The following is a 14,670-nucleotide window of genomic DNA, read 5'->3' on the forward strand; positions in this document are numbered from 1 at the left end:
ACCTCGTGTGTCGCTCCAAATTCTTAGCTTGCAAAAGCGGTTGTCACCGTACCTGACGGTGAAACGTGATGCGACACTAGCTCAGTTGGTAGAGCGCAACCTTGCCAAGGTTGAGGTCACGCCCGGTACCTTGAAGATCAGGAACCTCGTGTGTCGCACCAGATTTCCTACTTGATAGGAAGATCACAGCTTAATACATTAAAAGCTGTAGAATCGCACAACCATTACTGTGAAGTAATAGTCTTTGAGGTCAGAGCTTTGCCTCGCGAGGTTCTATCGGACAAAGTCCAGGCCACCTCAAGCTTACATAAGTATCAGTAAGCTGAAATCAACATCATCCCAAATCAGCCAAGACAGCCGAAAGGTTGTTTTTTTGTCTGAAATTAAGATGCTCTGTATTCCCATACTGAGAAGTATTGGCGACCATCAATGATGACAGTCAATGTTGTTTAGCCAATATAGGCTACACTACAATCTTGTCTGCACGTCAAATCAGCCCTAAAGCACATGAGTGTTTATTCGCTTGGGTTTGCTGTTATCCAAATTAAATTCTGCATTTGCATCATCTAATGCACAGAGTTATCCACATCATTTTCTTTGTGGATAAGTCGGTTGATTAGTTGTGCTGTCTATCTGTGCATAACTCTGTGCATTTAAATATTTATCCCCATAATCAACAGAGAATTAATCTTTCAGTGTTTGTTTAACTTGTTGTTTTTGATGTATTTAATTGTGATGATTTCAAAGTTGTGAACAGGGTGATCATATAATGATCATGGTGAATAACATTCTTAAATCAAACAGCTTCAGCTTGTGCTTAATAACCAGTGTTCATAACCAAAATGGTGCAAATGAAATTGTTTTCCACATACAAAAAAGGCTGATCGGGATCGCGTTTTGTAGCCCGTGAATCACCCGCAAACGAAGGTGACGCGTGGTTATTGGTTTCAGGCGTCTCGGGGAAGTCCTTTTTCGACGATTCGGATCAGCCGCTTGGTTTTATTGGCTACGACATCCACACGGGCTTCATCCCGCCTGGTTATTTGACGATGGATTGACCAGTCAAGGTGTTCATCCAGCATACTGTCCAACCCTTTACGTTCAATCAAGGCGTTAAGCAGTGCCGGAGTGTAGGGAGCATTACCAATAGCGACACTGAGATTGCGTAGCCACTTGAGATGGCCGATGCGCCGAATGGGCGAGCCTTCGGTGTTTTTCAAGAACGTGGCTTCGTCCCAGTTGAATAATGTCAGCAGATCTTGCTGATAGAGCTGAGGTCGGCAGTGGTAATCTTGTTCATCCGTGATCGCCGACTCCCGGTTGTAGGGGCACACCAGTTGGCAGTCATCGCAGCCGTAAATCCGGTTACCCATGGCTTCGCGGAATTCTTCCGGAATAGGACCGTCCAGCTCTATGGTCAGGTAGGAGATACAGCGGCGCGCATCGACCACGCCGTCAGCGACAATGGCCTGAGTCGGGCAACTGGTGATGCAGGCCACACACTTACCGCATTGATTGTCTACGGGTTCATCTGTGGGCAATGGCAAATCAATCAAGAGCTCACCGAGGAAGAACCAGGAACCTGCGTCCTCACTTAATATGAGGGAATGCTTGCCCGTCCAGCCTAATCCGGCTTTTTCCGCGAGCGGGCGCTCCAGGATAGGCGCTGAATCGACAAAAGGCCGGTAGCCAAAAGCACCGGTAACCTGCTCGATTTTCTGGCCCAGCTGTTTGAGGCGGTTACGGACCAGCTTATGGTAATCGCGGCCGAGGGCATAACGGCTGATATAGGCTTTTTCGGGCTGTTTCAGGGTCTGGGCAAAGCCGGCTTCCGGTGGCAGGTAATTCATCCTGACACTGATGACTCTGATCGTTCCGGGCAATAACTCAGCCGGACGAGCCCGCATCATGCCATGACGAGCCATCCAGTCCATCTCTCCGTGATAGCCGGCATCCAGCCAGCGTTGTAGCTGCGCCTCGTGCTTTGACAGGTCAACATCGCAGATACCAACATGCTGAAAACCCAGGTCTTTACCCCATTGTTTTATGTCGTTAGCGAGCTGTTGATAGTCGAGCATGATGTGGCTGCCGTCTGATGGATGAATTGGGGGCCGGAGTGTAGCACAGTTCGCTCAGTGAAAAATAATCAGCGATGGCGAAAAATACGGCACGGATTGTTGTGCCAGGAAACGCTTTTCGGCACTATTTTAAAGTATATGCCCAGTACAGGGTGCTTTGATAAGCAGATGCAGAGCGAAGGAAGTCGTGCCGACATGACAGAGACGTCGTTACCCAGCTCCGCTTTTCGGGCCAGGCAGGTTCGGGAGGGTGAGAAACAGGCGGCACAAAAGCTGGGCTGGCCTATGTATCAGTTAATGGAAAATGCAGGGTTGGCGGTATTTGAGTGCCTTCAGTATTGCCATTCCACGGCAAAACATGTGCTGGTGTGTTGTGGCGGTGGTAACAATGGCGGCGACGGCTATGTGGTTGCCCGTCTGGCACGTGAACGCGGGCTAACAGTCACGCTGTGGCAGTTGGGGGAGGCTTCCCGTTTACAGGGCGAGGCGGCGCTGGCCCGGGATGCCTGGCTGGCCTGCGGTGGCAAGATAGACACCCCGAAGGCACATATTGATGCAGCGGTTGATGTGATTGTCGATGCTATCCTGGGGACCGGGTTGTCCGGTGCCGTGCGTGATAATGCTGCTGCACTGATAAAAGCGCTCAACGCCGCCGCTAAACCTGTCATTTCCGTGGATATTCCGTCGGGCTTGTGCGCTGATACCGGCCAGATACTGGGTGAGACGGTAAAAGCCTGGGAGACAGTCACCTTTATTGGTATGAAAAGAGGATTGCTGACCGGGCAGGCCGCCTTGTACCGGGGAGAGTTAATCTTTGCCGGGCTGGGCGTTGCCGAGGTGTTGGAGCAGTTGCAACCGGCCAGTACCAGAGTGATTCAGCAAGATGATATTGCCGCCATGCTGCCTCCGCGCTCGCGGACAGCCCATAAGGGCAGTTACGGCCGGGTGCTATGCCTGGGAGGCGATCAGGGCATGGGCGGTGCGATTCGTCTGGCATCTGAAGCCTGCGCCAGAGCTGGCGCAGGCCTGACAGCAGCCGTCACACATACTGACAATGTGCTGGCAATTGTGGCCGCGCGTCCTGAGATAATGGCTCAGAGCTGGCAACTGGGTCTTGACCGGGCTAATCAACAGCTCAGCAGCCGGATTGACTGGGCCGATGTTGTAGTATTAGGCCCGGGCCTTGGTCAGCGCGCATGGGGAAAAGCGCTCTATGCCAGCCACAGTGTGGTGCGACAGGATCAGTCATTGGTGCTGGATGCAGATGGATTGAACTTATTGGCTCAGGCACCAGACTATAAAGAGAACCGCATTTTGACGCCTCATCCCGGTGAGGCAGCCCGATTACTCAATCTGACTGTTGCAGAGGTCGAAGCCGATCGTTTTGCTGCCGCTGAACAGATCCAGCAGCGCTATGGCGGGGTCGTAGTGCTGAAAGGAGCCGGTACAGTGGTGTATGATGGCCGGCAGCATTATGTCTGTCTGGCCGGAAACCCCGGTATGGCGACGGGTGGAATGGGGGATGTGCTGGCAGGACTGATTGGTGGACTGCTGGCGCAGGGGCTGACGCTATCGCAAGCGGGCCGGGCTGGTGTGTGGATTCATAGCCGGGCAGCAGATCTGGCTGCAGAGTCAGGGGAACGTGGCTTGCTGGCTGGTGATCTCTTTGCGTATATTCGACAATTGATAAATCTAAGATAAAGATAACGACAACAATGCAGACATTGAATATTGTGTTGGCCGATGAAGCGGCAACGGTGGCTTTTGGTCAACAATTGGCTCAGGCCTGTGAGCGGCAGACGACGATTTACCTTCACGGTGATTTAGGTGCAGGTAAAACAACCTTTTGCCGGGGCTTTATCCGTGCGCTGGGTCATCAGGGCAATGTAAAAAGCCCGACCTATACCCTGGTGGAACCTTATGAACTGCCGCCCTGGCAGGTTTACCATTTTGATCTTTACCGTCTGGCAGATCCGGAAGAGCTGGAATTTATGGGGATCCGTGACTATTTCACTTCGGATGCCATCTGTCTGGTTGAATGGCCGGAAAAAGGCACAGGATTATTGCCGGCGCCGGATCTGGATATTGAACTTCGCTACGTAGATCAGCACCGTCAGGTTGAAGTGACGGCGAACAACGGCTACGGGATGGCATTGTTAAAGAAACTGGAGCAGAGTTGATTCAATGGGGTGGCGCAGAAGTTTTTCTTTGACGGTTTTTCTTGCCGGGATAGTGAGCGGCTCAGCTCTGGCGAATGAAGTAGAAGGGATTCGTGTATGGCCAGCCCCGGATGAAACCCGGGTCGTGCTGGACATGGAGGAAGAGCCGACTTTTACCTATTTTACGCTGACTAAACCTGATCGTTTGGTGATTGATCTGAAGGATACTTCGTTGAAATCGTCGTTACCGGTTGTGGTCAAAGACAGTGATGTATTGACGAAAATTCGCAGCAGCAGCCCGCCGGAAACCGGGACATCCCGTCTGGTGTTTGAGACCCGCTCCACCACATCCCCCAAGATTTTCAAACTGCCACCGACTCCGGATGGCCATTACAGTCACCGTCTGGTGCTGGATCTGCCGCATGCCGCCAAAACCGAAACCGTCAAATCGGCGGACACGGGCAGCAAGGCAAAAGCGGTCGACAGCATTCACCTGCCTTACGGTAATGACGATATTATCGTGGCCATCGATGCCGGCCATGGCGGGGAAGACCCCGGTTCTATCGGCCCGAGCCGGAAATATGAAAAAAATGTCACTTTGACCATTGCGCGTAAGGTGGCTGACCGCATTAACGCTACACCAGGCATGAAAGCGGTCATGACCCGTCGGGGGGATTACTTTGTCAATCTGAACAAACGCTCTGAAATTGCCCGCAAGAACAAAGCGCATTTACTGGTTTCTATCCATGCGGACGGTTTTCATAAACCGCAGCCGCAAGGGGCGTCTGTCTGGGTATTGAATACCCGCCGCGCCAATACAGAAATCGGCCGCTGGCTCGAACAGCAAGAGAAGCAGTCTGAATTGCTGGGCGGCGGCGATGTGCTGTCCGGCGGTCAGGACGATCAGTACCTGAGTATGGCGGTGCTGGATTTGCAGTTCAGTCATTCACAAAAAGAAGGGTATGACGTTGCCAGCCGGGTACTGAACGAAATGGCTAAAGTGACTAAGCTGCATAAGTCGAAACCCGAGCATGCCAGTCTGGCGGTACTGAAATCACCGGATATCCCTTCTCTGCTGGTTGAAACCGGATTTATCACCAATCCGCGCGAAGAACGTTTGCTCAACAGCACCAGCCACCAGAACAAGCTCTCAGAGGCGGTGTATAAGGGAGTGTTGGCTTATTTCAATGATAAACCACCGGAAGGGACCTTATTTGCTGCCCGCAAGCACGGTATTAAGCACAAAGTCGCCAGCGGCGAGTCATTGAGCGTGATCGCCGATAAATACAACTCGTCTGTCCAGGCAATCCGTCAGATGAACCAGCTGTCATCCAATGTGGTGAAAGTGGGCCAGATATTGCGAATTCCTGCCGGTAAAACGGCCAGCCACAACAGCAGCACCACTAACAGCAGTGCCGCTGTGGCCAGCATCACGCACAGCACCGTGGTGCATACCGTGCAGCGGGGCGAATTTTTGGGTAAGATCGCCAGCCGGTATAAAGTGACAGTCGACAGTATTCGGCAGGCTAACGCTTTGCGAGCAGATGAACTGGCCGTCGGCCAGAAGCTGAACATTCCGGTTCAGCGCAAGCTGGTTGAGCATACTGTACGCCGCGGTGAATTCCTCGGTAAAATTGCAACCCATTATGGGGTCAGCGTCAGTAGTATCCGGCAAGCGAATCAGCTAAGCTCAGATACACTGGCGGTGGGCCAGAAACTTAAAATTCCAAGCACTTAATTGCAGACCTGATTATGCCCATTCAGATATTACCTGCCAGGCTGGCTAACCAGATCGCCGCTGGTGAAGTAGTGGAACGCCCTGCTTCTGTGGTGAAAGAGCTGGTGGAAAACAGTCTGGATGCTGGCGCAACCCGTATTGAAATCGACATTGATAAAGGCGGCAGCCGCACCATTCGCATCCGTGATAACGGAGTCGGAATAGTGAAAGAAGAGCTGCAACTCGCGCTCAGCCGTCACGCTACGTCAAAAATCACGACTCTGGATGATCTGGAAGCTATCGCCAGCCTTGGCTTCAGGGGGGAGGCACTGGCGAGTATCAGCTCGGTATCCCGTCTGACGCTGACATCCCGTACCGATGCGCAGCCGGAAGCCTGGTCGGCCTATGCTGAAGGGCGTGAAATGACGGTGCAGCTTAAACCGGCCGCTCACCCGGTCGGGACGACAGTGGAAGTGCTGGATCTGTTTTTCAATACCCCGGCTCGCCGTAAATTTCTCCGTACCGAAAAAACCGAATTTGCCCATATTGATGAACTGCTCAAGCGTATTGCACTGAGCCGGTTCGATGCCAGTATACTGCTGCGCCACAACGGTAAACTGATCCGTCAGTATCGCGCTGCAGAGACACAGGCGCAAAAAGAGCGCCGGCTGGCCGCCGTGTGCGGGCAGGGTTTTCTGCAACATGCGCTGTCACTGGAGCTGGGTCACGGCGACCTGCGCCTGTCAGGCTGGATCTGCACCCCGCAAGGGGCGCGGGCACAGAACGATATTCAGTACTGTTACGTCAATGGCCGGATGATGAAGGATAAGCTGATCAATCATGCTATCCGTCAGGCCTTTGAAGGCGCCCTGGCCGCAGAGCAGTACGCGGCTTACGTGCTGTTCATTGAGGTCGACCCGCACCAGGTGGATGTTAACGTTCACCCGGCCAAGCACGAGGTACGCTTTCACCATGCCCGTCTGGTGCATGATTTTATCTATCAGGGCGTGCAAAGTGCATTGCAGCAGAGTGGAGCTGAAAGCAGCCTGTACTCGGCACCAGAACGAGCATCGGCCCGCGGTGATGCCGCCCAGCCGGGTGCTTACCAGATCAAGGAACCGGCACCGCTCAGCAGGCAGCCGGATCCGGCACAAGACACCGATAGCTCGCGCGTCTCTTCTTCCAACGCACTGGATGCTATTGCCAATACCCCGGCCTATCCGCGACAAGCGCCGGCAAAAGAATGGCGACAGAGCGATGAGTCTGTTACCTCAGCCCGCCCGGACGGTCGTCCAGAGCAGGAGAGGGCCGCTGTTGCCCCGGCGTCGTCCCGTCCTGCTGCCAGTACCCGGAGCCACTCGCCTCGTCAGCATGGCGGAGAATCACCTTCCAAAACGGAAGTTGCGGCCTATCAGGCATTGATGCAGACACCTGTCGCATCGGCAGAACCTGAGCAGATGCCACGCCAGCCGCAGAGTGTACAACTTGCCAACGTCTGGCGTGAAACGCCGGAACCGGTCAAACGCGATCCGGTACTCAACAGCCAGCCGGAGCATGGACTGGGTAAAGCGCTGACCGTAATTGCAGAGCGCTATCTGCTGGTCAGCCATGGCACTGATGTGGCTTTGTTATCGCTCACAGAGGCAGATCAGCTGCGCATCAAAGGGCAACTGGAATTTGCCCGTCATGACGGCCTTAAACCTCAGCCATTGCTGATCCCGCTGGTGATCCCAACTACACGGCGGTTAAGCCAAAGTGCCGGACAGCACAGCGCGGTCCTGCAGAAACTGGGTATCCAGATCCGGGCAAAAGGGCAGGATAAACTGGTGATCCTGGCGGTGAGCCTGCCGCTTCGCCAGCAGAACCTGCAATTGCTGATCCCTGCGTTACTGGATCAACTCTGCACGCTGTCAGAGGCCGGGGAACAACTGAGTCATACTGATTACTGGGAAGCTTTGCTGGATTGGCTGTCGGCCGAACTGTCGGCTCACAGTGAACGCTTCAGCCTGTCACAGGCCATTACTTTGCTGGGTGAGCTCGAACAACTCTGGGGGAGTACCCTGGAATCTTATTATTCCCGGCTGCTGCGTCCGGTCGATTTGCAGCCGGCATTAGAAGCGTTTAAACATGACTAAATCTCTTCCACAGGCCATTTTTCTGATGGGGCCTACCGCGTCGGGAAAAACCGACCTGGCAATCCGTTTGCGTCAGCAGTTGCCTGTTGAATTAATCAGTGTGGACTCTGCACTGATTTATCGTGATATGGACATTGGTACCGCGAAGCCGGATGCTGCTGAGCTGGCTCAGGCACCGCATCGGCTGATCGATATTCGTGATCCGTCACAAAGTTATTCAGCCGCCGATTTTCGCGAAGATGCCCTTAAAGAAATGGCAGATATCGTGGCGGCTGGTCGCATTCCATTATTGGTTGGCGGCACTATGCTCTACTTTAAGGCATTGCTGGAGGGGCTTTCGCCACTCCCGCAGGCTGATCCGGCTATTCGTGCTGAGATTGAGCAACAAGCCCAGGAACAGGGTTGGCTGGCTTTACATGAAGAATTACAACAAATTGATCCCGTCTCTGCGACACGGATCCATCCAAATGATCCACAACGATTGTCGCGGGCATTGGAAGTTTTCCGAATTTCAGGTAAAACTTTAACTGAGTTGACCCAAACGCAGGGGGAAACATTACCTTACCAGGTACACCAATTTGCGATAACACCCATGGATAGGGCTATTCTGCATCAGAGGATCGAACAGCGTTTTGACAAGATGATCAAAGCAGGCTTTGAACAGGAAGTTCGAGCCTTGTATGAGCGGGGGGATCTGCATCCGGATCTCCCGTCAGTGCGCTGTGTTGGATACCGACAGATGTGGGATTACTTTGACGGAAATTGCACCTTGGATGAAGCGGTTTTTCGCGGAATCTGTGCAACCCGTCAGTTAGCCAAGCGGCAAATTACCTGGCTTCGCAGCTGGAAAGCGCTGACTTGGTTGGATAGCAGTGATGTAGAGAAAGCGTTACAAACAGTCACAAACTCCGTTAGCCGTGAGGTTTGATTAACGTGTATACTCATCTCTGCTTTGCGTATTGTTTTTTTGTTCATTGAAACATACAACTACAAACAAATAAGGAAAAGAAAGAATGGCTAAGGGGCAATCTCTACAAGACCCGTTTTTGAATGCGCTGCGTCGTGAAAGAATCCCGGTTTCTATTTACTTGGTCAATGGTATTAAGCTCCAGGGACAGATTGAGTCATTTGACCAGTTCGTTATCCTGCTGAAAAACACTGTCAACCAAATGGTGTACAAGCACGCTATTTCTACTGTCGTACCGGCTCGCCCGGTAAATCATCACCATTCAGGTGATCGTCCGACAACAGAACGTGGTCAGGAAAAAACAGAAGAATAATATTCTTCGATAAGGAGTTGATTGCTTGTTTGACCGTTATGAAGCCGGTGAACAGGCAATTCTTGTTCATATCAACTTCACGCAAGAAGGGGAATGGGAAGATCTCAGCGAGTTTGAAATGCTGGTCTCCTCGGCGGGAGTCAATAAGCTGCGTGTGATTACAGGCAGCAGACAGTCTCCCCACCCTAAGTATTACGTGGGAGAAGGTAAAGCACAGGAAATTGCCGATGCGGTCAGGGCGGAAAACGCCGAGATCGTCATTTTTAACCATTCACTCTCGCCTGCCCAGGAGCGAAACCTGGAGCGGCTGTGCAAATGCCGGGTTCTGGACAGAACCGGATTGATCTTGGATATCTTCGCTCAGCGTGCGCGTACCCATGAGGGTAAGTTGCAAGTCGAGCTGGCGCAGTTACGTCATATTTCTACCCGTTTGATCCGAGGCTGGACCCACCTTGAACGACAGAAGGGCGGGATAGGTCTGCGCGGACCGGGTGAAACTCAGCTTGAAACTGACCGTCGTTTACTGCGCGAAAGGATCAAGGCGATTCTGCGTCGCTTGGATAAGGTATCCAAACAGCGGGATCAGGGCCGCCGAGCCAGAAGTCGGGCAGATATTCCGACAATTTCGTTAGTCGGTTATACCAACGCCGGTAAGTCTACCCTGTTTAACCGGGTAACTGATGCCGGGGTATATGCTGCGGATCAGCTGTTCGCCACCTTGGATCCGACGTTGCGGAAAATCGATGTGGACGATGTGGGGACCAGTATCCTGGCCGATACGGTCGGATTTATCCGCCATCTTCCTCATGATCTGGTGGCTGCGTTTAAAGCCACGCTGAAAGAAACCCAGGAAGCCGCGTTGTTGTTACATGTGGTGGATGCCAGTGATGAGCGTTATCGGGAAAATATCGATGCGGTCAACACGGTACTGGAAGAGATCGACGCCGGTGATGTCCCGGTATTGGTGGTCATGAATAAGATCGACAACCTGGAAGAGGCTGAGCCGCGTATTGAGCGCGACGAAGACGGTATTCCACGGCGGATCTGGGTTTCTGCCCGTGAAGGGACAGGTATTGATGTGCTTTTCACGGCACTGACGGAACGGCTGTCCGGGACTATGGTCACCCATACTCTGCGTCTGCCGCCGGCAGTGATCGGTCGCTTCCGGAGCAAGTTTTATCAGCTTGGGGCGATTGTCAGGGAAGAGTATGAAGAAAATGGTAACCTGATACTGGATGTACGTTTACCCATCGCAGAATGGGCTCGACTGCAAAAAAGAGAGCACCAGGGGCTGGATGACTTTATCCTTGCCTGATGGACTGCTAGAGTAATAAAAACTGTCGTCATATCATATTGATGGAGTTCTATAATGGCGTGGAATGAGCCTGGAAACAACGGTGGCCGCGATAAGGACCCTTGGGGGAACAATAATCGTGGTGGTCGTGAACAAGGGCCGCCTGATCTCGATGAAGTGTTTGCAAAACTGAGTCGTAAGTTTGGTGGTATTTTTGGGAATAAGCGTGGACCTTCGAGCGGCGGCGGTGCTGTCGGCTTAGGTGTCATTGCTGTTATCGCGGCTGCGATTTGGGGATTTTCTGGGTTTTACACTGTTGGCGAAGCTGAGCGTGGCGTCGTACTTCGGTTTGGTAAATTCTATGAAATGGTCGATCCTGGTCTGAACTGGAAACCTACCTTCATCGATGATGTTGAGCTGGTCAACGTACAGGCGATTCGTTCTCTGCGCAGCTCAGGTCTGATGCTGACGAAGGATGAAAACGTACTGAGAGTTGAAATGGAAGTGCAGTACAGGGTGTCTGATGCACAGAAGTATCTGTTCAGTGTGACCAATGCGGACGACAGTCTGCGCCAGGCGACGGATTCTGCACTGCGCGCGGTGATAGGTGACTCCACTATGGATGAAGCCCTGACCCGTGGCCGTCAGACGATTCGTGCCAATACCCAGACTGATATCGATAAGATTACCGATAAATATGACATGGGTATTCTGGTGGTGGACGTGAACTTCCAGTCAGCCCGTCCGCCGGAAGCTGTGAAAGATGCATTTGATGATGCGATTGCAGCCCGTGAGGATGAGGAGCGCTTTGTGCGCGAAGCGGAAGCATACAGCAACGATATTTTGCCGAAAGCGACAGGTCGTGCTGAACGTCTGAAGAAAGAAGCGGAAGGTTATACCGAGAAAGTGGTTAACGGCGCACTGGGTGAAGTGGCTCAATTTGAGAAACTGTTACCTGAGTACAACGTAGCGAAAGAAGTAACCCGTAATCGCTTGTATCTGGACACTATGGAACGCGTTTACTCCAACACCAGCAAGGTGATGGTGGATTCGAAATCTGGTGGCAATCTGTTATATCTGCCTTTGGACAAGCTGATGAATCAGTCTGAAGGCAGTAAGCAGCAAATGAGCCCATCCAGCTCGTACGGTATTGAGCTGGAGAAGACGGAAAATGCGAATCCTACTCCAGCGGCACCGCGTGCTGACTCTGGTCGTCAGGGGAGATATTAATTATGCGTAAGTTAATTATCCCGCTCGTAGTCATTCTCATCGCTCTGGTGTTGATGTCCGTCTTCGTCGTCAAAGAGGGCGAGCGTGGAATTGTGGTTCGTTTCGGTCGAATCATTAAAGATGACGTTAGCAACATGACACGTGTGTATGAGCCGGGCCTGCACTTTAAAGTACCGGTATTTGACCGTGTGCGTAAACTGGATGCCCGTATTCAGACCATGGATGATCAGGCTGACCGTTTTGTCACTTCTGAGAAAAAAGACGTGATCATCGACACTTATGTAAAGTGGCGTATTCAGGACTTTGGTCAGTATTACCTGACCACCGGTGGCGGTAATACCGCAACGGCGGAAGGGCTGCTGAAACGTAAGGTTGTCGACAGTCTGCGTGCTCAGATCGGTGCCAAAGAGATCAAACAGATAGTGTCTGGTCCGGATCGTGGCAACAACGTGGATGCCGGCGCTGCTGCACCCGTTGATGAAAGCGTGGCCATTGCATCTGAAATTGTGCAGGAAGTGGCCCCCAAGCGAGAGCTGGAAGGCGAGCGTGACAAGATCATGGCAGATGTACTGGCAGAAACTCAGATCAGTGCCCGTGACCTTGGTATCGAAGTGGTTGATTTCCGGATGAAGAAAATCAACCTGCCGGATGAGATCAGCGAGTCTATCTATCGCCGTATGCGTGCTGAACGTGAATCGGTTGCTCGTAAGCACCGTTCTCAGGGCCGTGAAAAAGCCGAGGTTATCCGTGCTCAGTCTGAGCTGGAAGTCGCCAAGATTATTTCTGAAGCAGAACGTATTGCCCGCATCCAGCGCGGTGATGCTGAAGCGAAAGCTGCAGATATCTATGCGACTGCGTTTAACAAAGATCCGGAGTTTTATAACTTCCTGCGTTCTTTGAAAGCGTACGAAAACAGCTTCAGCTCCAAGCAGGATATTCTGGTAGTTGATCCAAACAGTGACTTCTTCAAATACATGAAAGGGTCGGACGGCCTGAACTAAGAGGGTTCAGTGCTGACAAAAAGACAAGGCGTTGGCCTTGTCTTTTTTTTGTCTGAGACCTGGAGATTATGAGCCGATAGCGGGGTAAAACGATGAGTCAAACATTCTGGCTGGCCGTCGGGCTGGTACTGATTCTGGAAGGTTTGGGGCCATTACTGGCACCCAGGGGCTGGCGCGAACTGATCAGTCAGTTGAGCAGCCAGGATGATCAGACATTACGCCGTATAGGTGGTTGTTTAGTCGTCGCTGGCAGCGTTATTGCTTATATCATGTTCACCCAGCTGTAAATCCTGACGTAGGGTATTCGTGAAGCCTGCCTTTCGATTTTCTGGGTCATGGTCAAAAAATGACTGCAAGCAAATTTGTAAGGTGCTAGAATCCATTTTTAACTACTGATAGACGAAGAAAGATGGCAAACAATGTAGTCGTTCTCGGCACCCAGTGGGGTGACGAAGGTAAGGGCAAGATCGTTGATCTGCTGACTGAAGATGCACAATATGTGGTTCGCTACCAGGGCGGTCACAACGCAGGTCACACCCTTGTCATAGATGGTGAAAAAACTGTCCTGCACTTAATCCCTTCAGGCATCCTGCGTAACAACGTGAAATGCATTATCGGTAACGGTGTCGTCCTTTCTCCTGATGCTCTGCTGAAAGAAATGGAGCCACTGGAAGCGCGTGGTATTCCAGTTCGTGAGCGTTTATACCTGTCAGAAGCTTGTCCGCTAATTCTTCCGTATCACATTGCGCTGGACCAGGCTCGTGAGCTGGCTCGTGGTAAGAAAGCAATCGGTACGACTGGCCGTGGTATCGGTCCTGCCTATGAAGATAAAGTTGCTCGTCGCGGTCTGCGTGTTGGCGATTTGTTCGATAAAGAGGCATTTGCCGAGAAGCTTAAGGAAGTGATGGCTTACCATAACTTCCAGCTGGAGCATTATTACAATGTTGAGCCTGTAAGCTACGAAGAAGTACTGGAAACTGTGCTGGCTCAGGCGGACATCCTGACATCTATGGTTATTGATGTAACCCAGGAGCTGGATGACGCACGCAAGCGTGGCGACAAGATCATGTTCGAAGGTGCACAAGGCACACTGCTGGACATCGATCACGGTACTTACCCGTATGTGACTTCTTCTAACACGACGGCGGGCGGTGTTGCTGCCGGTTCTGGCTTCGGTCCTCGCTACCTGGGTTACATTCTGGGCATCGCCAAAGCGTACTGCACACGTGTTGGTGCTGGCCCGTTCCCGACTGAGCTTGATGATGCAGTCGGTGAGCACCTGGGTGTGAAAGGTAATGAGTTTGGTGCAACCACAGGCCGTAAGCGTCGTTGTGGCTGGTTTGATGCCGTTGCAATGCGCCGTGCTGTGCAAATCAACTCAGTGTCCGGTTTCTGTCTGACTAAGCTGGATGTTCTGGATGGTCTGGAAGAAATCAAGATCTGTACCGGTTACAAACTGCCGGATGGCAAGATCCTGACTGTGTCTCCAATGGCGGCTGATGCATTCGAAGACGTAGAGCCTATCTACGAAACTATGCCAGGCTGGACTGAGACTACCTTCGGTGTGAAAACACTGGAAGAGTTGCCGCAGGCGGCACTGAATTACATCGCGCGTCTGGAAGAGCTGACAGGTGTACCTGTCGATTTGATCTCAACCGGCCCTGATCGTAACGAAACCATCATCAAGGTGCATCCGTACGCAAGCTGATTGCTGAGCGATTTGACCTGATGCTCAAAAGCCAACCTTAGGGTTGGCTTTTTGTTGTTCGCTTTCTG

Annotated in this window: 12 protein-coding genes and 1 tRNA gene; 12 read left to right on the forward strand and 1 reads right to left on the reverse strand. The window is 52.1% G+C overall.

Translation table 11 applies throughout. The features are described from left to right. Window positions 1-70: 70 nt before the first annotated feature. Window positions 71-161, forward strand: a tRNA-Gly gene (locus KCG43_RS18830). 786 nt (window positions 162-947) lie between these two features. Here KCG43_RS18830 and queG read toward each other — a convergent pair. Beyond that, a complete protein-coding gene (queG, locus tag KCG43_RS18835; protein WP_192017344.1) occupies window positions 948-2,078 on the reverse strand; it encodes a tRNA epoxyqueuosine(34) reductase QueG in 1,131 nt (376 codons plus the stop codon). Window positions 2,079-2,273: 195 nt separating this feature from the next. On the opposite strand from queG, the gene KCG43_RS18840 reads away from it, so the two are divergent. The 11 genes from KCG43_RS18840 (at window position 2,274) to KCG43_RS18890 (ending at window position 14,602) form a co-directional block, all read left to right on the forward strand. Further along, window positions 2,274-3,779 (forward strand): NAD(P)H-hydrate dehydratase, encoded by a 1,506-nt coding sequence (locus KCG43_RS18840; RefSeq protein ID WP_218386859.1) that lies wholly within the window; start codon window positions 2,274-2,276, stop codon window positions 3,777-3,779. Between the two features lie 14 nt (window positions 3,780-3,793). Beyond that, window positions 3,794-4,258 carry a tRNA (adenosine(37)-N6)-threonylcarbamoyltransferase complex ATPase subunit type 1 TsaE gene (tsaE, locus tag KCG43_RS18845; RefSeq protein ID WP_192017346.1) on the forward strand — a complete coding sequence of 155 codons (465 nt, stop codon included), beginning with the start codon at window positions 3,794-3,796 and terminating at the stop codon, window positions 4,256-4,258. A gap of 4 nt (window positions 4,259-4,262) precedes the next feature. Then, window positions 4,263-5,975, forward strand: a complete 1,713-nt coding sequence (locus tag KCG43_RS18850; RefSeq protein WP_192017347.1) for an N-acetylmuramoyl-L-alanine amidase — start codon at window positions 4,263-4,265, stop codon at window positions 5,973-5,975. Window positions 5,976-5,989: 14 nt separating this feature from the next. Beyond that, a complete protein-coding gene (mutL, locus tag KCG43_RS18855; RefSeq protein ID WP_218386861.1) occupies window positions 5,990-8,089 on the forward strand; it encodes a DNA mismatch repair endonuclease MutL in 2,100 nt (699 codons plus the stop codon). Beyond that, window positions 8,082-9,017: a tRNA (adenosine(37)-N6)-dimethylallyltransferase MiaA gene (miaA, locus tag KCG43_RS18860; RefSeq protein ID WP_192017349.1), complete on the forward strand. Its 936-nt coding sequence runs from the start codon at window positions 8,082-8,084 to the stop codon at window positions 9,015-9,017. Before mutL ends, miaA begins: the two co-directional genes overlap by 8 nt. A gap of 85 nt (window positions 9,018-9,102) precedes the next feature. Continuing rightward, on the forward strand, window positions 9,103-9,369 hold the full coding sequence (hfq, locus tag KCG43_RS18865) for an RNA chaperone Hfq (protein WP_027254057.1): 267 nt from the start codon (window positions 9,103-9,105) through the stop codon (window positions 9,367-9,369). A 25-nt stretch (window positions 9,370-9,394) separates the two neighbouring features. Continuing rightward, window positions 9,395-10,684 carry a ribosome rescue GTPase HflX gene (gene hflX / locus KCG43_RS18870; protein ID WP_192017350.1) on the forward strand — a complete coding sequence of 430 codons (1,290 nt, stop codon included), beginning with the start codon at window positions 9,395-9,397 and terminating at the stop codon, window positions 10,682-10,684. A 54-nt stretch (window positions 10,685-10,738) separates the two neighbouring features. Beyond that, window positions 10,739-11,893, forward strand: coding sequence for an FtsH protease activity modulator HflK (gene hflK / locus KCG43_RS18875; RefSeq protein ID WP_192017351.1), 1,155 nt, complete (start codon window positions 10,739-10,741; stop codon window positions 11,891-11,893). Window positions 11,894-11,895: 2 nt separating this feature from the next. Then, window positions 11,896-12,894: a protease modulator HflC gene (gene hflC, locus KCG43_RS18880; RefSeq protein WP_192017352.1), complete on the forward strand. Its 999-nt coding sequence runs from the start codon at window positions 11,896-11,898 to the stop codon at window positions 12,892-12,894. A 92-nt stretch (window positions 12,895-12,986) separates the two neighbouring features. Continuing rightward, window positions 12,987-13,181 carry a DUF2065 domain-containing protein gene (locus tag KCG43_RS18885; protein ID WP_192017353.1) on the forward strand — a complete coding sequence of 65 codons (195 nt, stop codon included), beginning with the start codon at window positions 12,987-12,989 and terminating at the stop codon, window positions 13,179-13,181. A gap of 122 nt (window positions 13,182-13,303) precedes the next feature. Further along, window positions 13,304-14,602, forward strand: a complete 1,299-nt coding sequence (locus KCG43_RS18890) for an adenylosuccinate synthase (protein ID WP_192017354.1) — start codon at window positions 13,304-13,306, stop codon at window positions 14,600-14,602. Window positions 14,603-14,670: the final 68 nt, after the last annotated feature.

The sequence above is a fragment of the Photobacterium sp. WH24 genome, from assembly GCF_019204055.1.
GTDB lineage: Bacteria > Pseudomonadota > Gammaproteobacteria > Enterobacterales > Vibrionaceae > Photobacterium > Photobacterium arenosum.

What these genes read in the sequence shown, in the direction of transcription:
- mutL (WP_218386861.1), top strand. Translation starts at nt 5,990, where the DNA reads ATGCCCATTCAGATATTACCTGCCAGGCTGGCTAACCAGATCGCCGCT.
- hfq (WP_027254057.1), top strand. Translation starts at nt 9,103, where the DNA reads ATGGCTAAGGGGCAATCTCTACAAGACCCGTTTTTGAATGCGCTGCGT.
- tsaE (WP_192017346.1), top strand. Translation starts at nt 3,794, where the DNA reads ATGCAGACATTGAATATTGTGTTGGCCGATGAAGCGGCAACGGTGGCT.
- KCG43_RS18840 (WP_218386859.1), top strand. Translation starts at nt 2,274, where the DNA reads ATGACAGAGACGTCGTTACCCAGCTCCGCTTTTCGGGCCAGGCAGGTT.
- hflK (WP_192017351.1), top strand. Translation starts at nt 10,739, where the DNA reads ATGGCGTGGAATGAGCCTGGAAACAACGGTGGCCGCGATAAGGACCCT.
- miaA (WP_192017349.1), top strand. Translation starts at nt 8,082, where the DNA reads ATGACTAAATCTCTTCCACAGGCCATTTTTCTGATGGGGCCTACCGCG.
- queG (WP_192017344.1), bottom strand. Translation starts at nt 2,078, where the DNA reads ATGCTCGACTATCAACAGCTCGCTAACGACATAAAACAATGGGGTAAA.
- hflC (WP_192017352.1), top strand. Translation starts at nt 11,896, where the DNA reads ATGCGTAAGTTAATTATCCCGCTCGTAGTCATTCTCATCGCTCTGGTG.
- KCG43_RS18885 (WP_192017353.1), top strand. Translation starts at nt 12,987, where the DNA reads ATGAGTCAAACATTCTGGCTGGCCGTCGGGCTGGTACTGATTCTGGAA.
- KCG43_RS18850 (WP_192017347.1), top strand. Translation starts at nt 4,263, where the DNA reads ATGGGGTGGCGCAGAAGTTTTTCTTTGACGGTTTTTCTTGCCGGGATA.
- KCG43_RS18890 (WP_192017354.1), top strand. Translation starts at nt 13,304, where the DNA reads ATGGCAAACAATGTAGTCGTTCTCGGCACCCAGTGGGGTGACGAAGGT.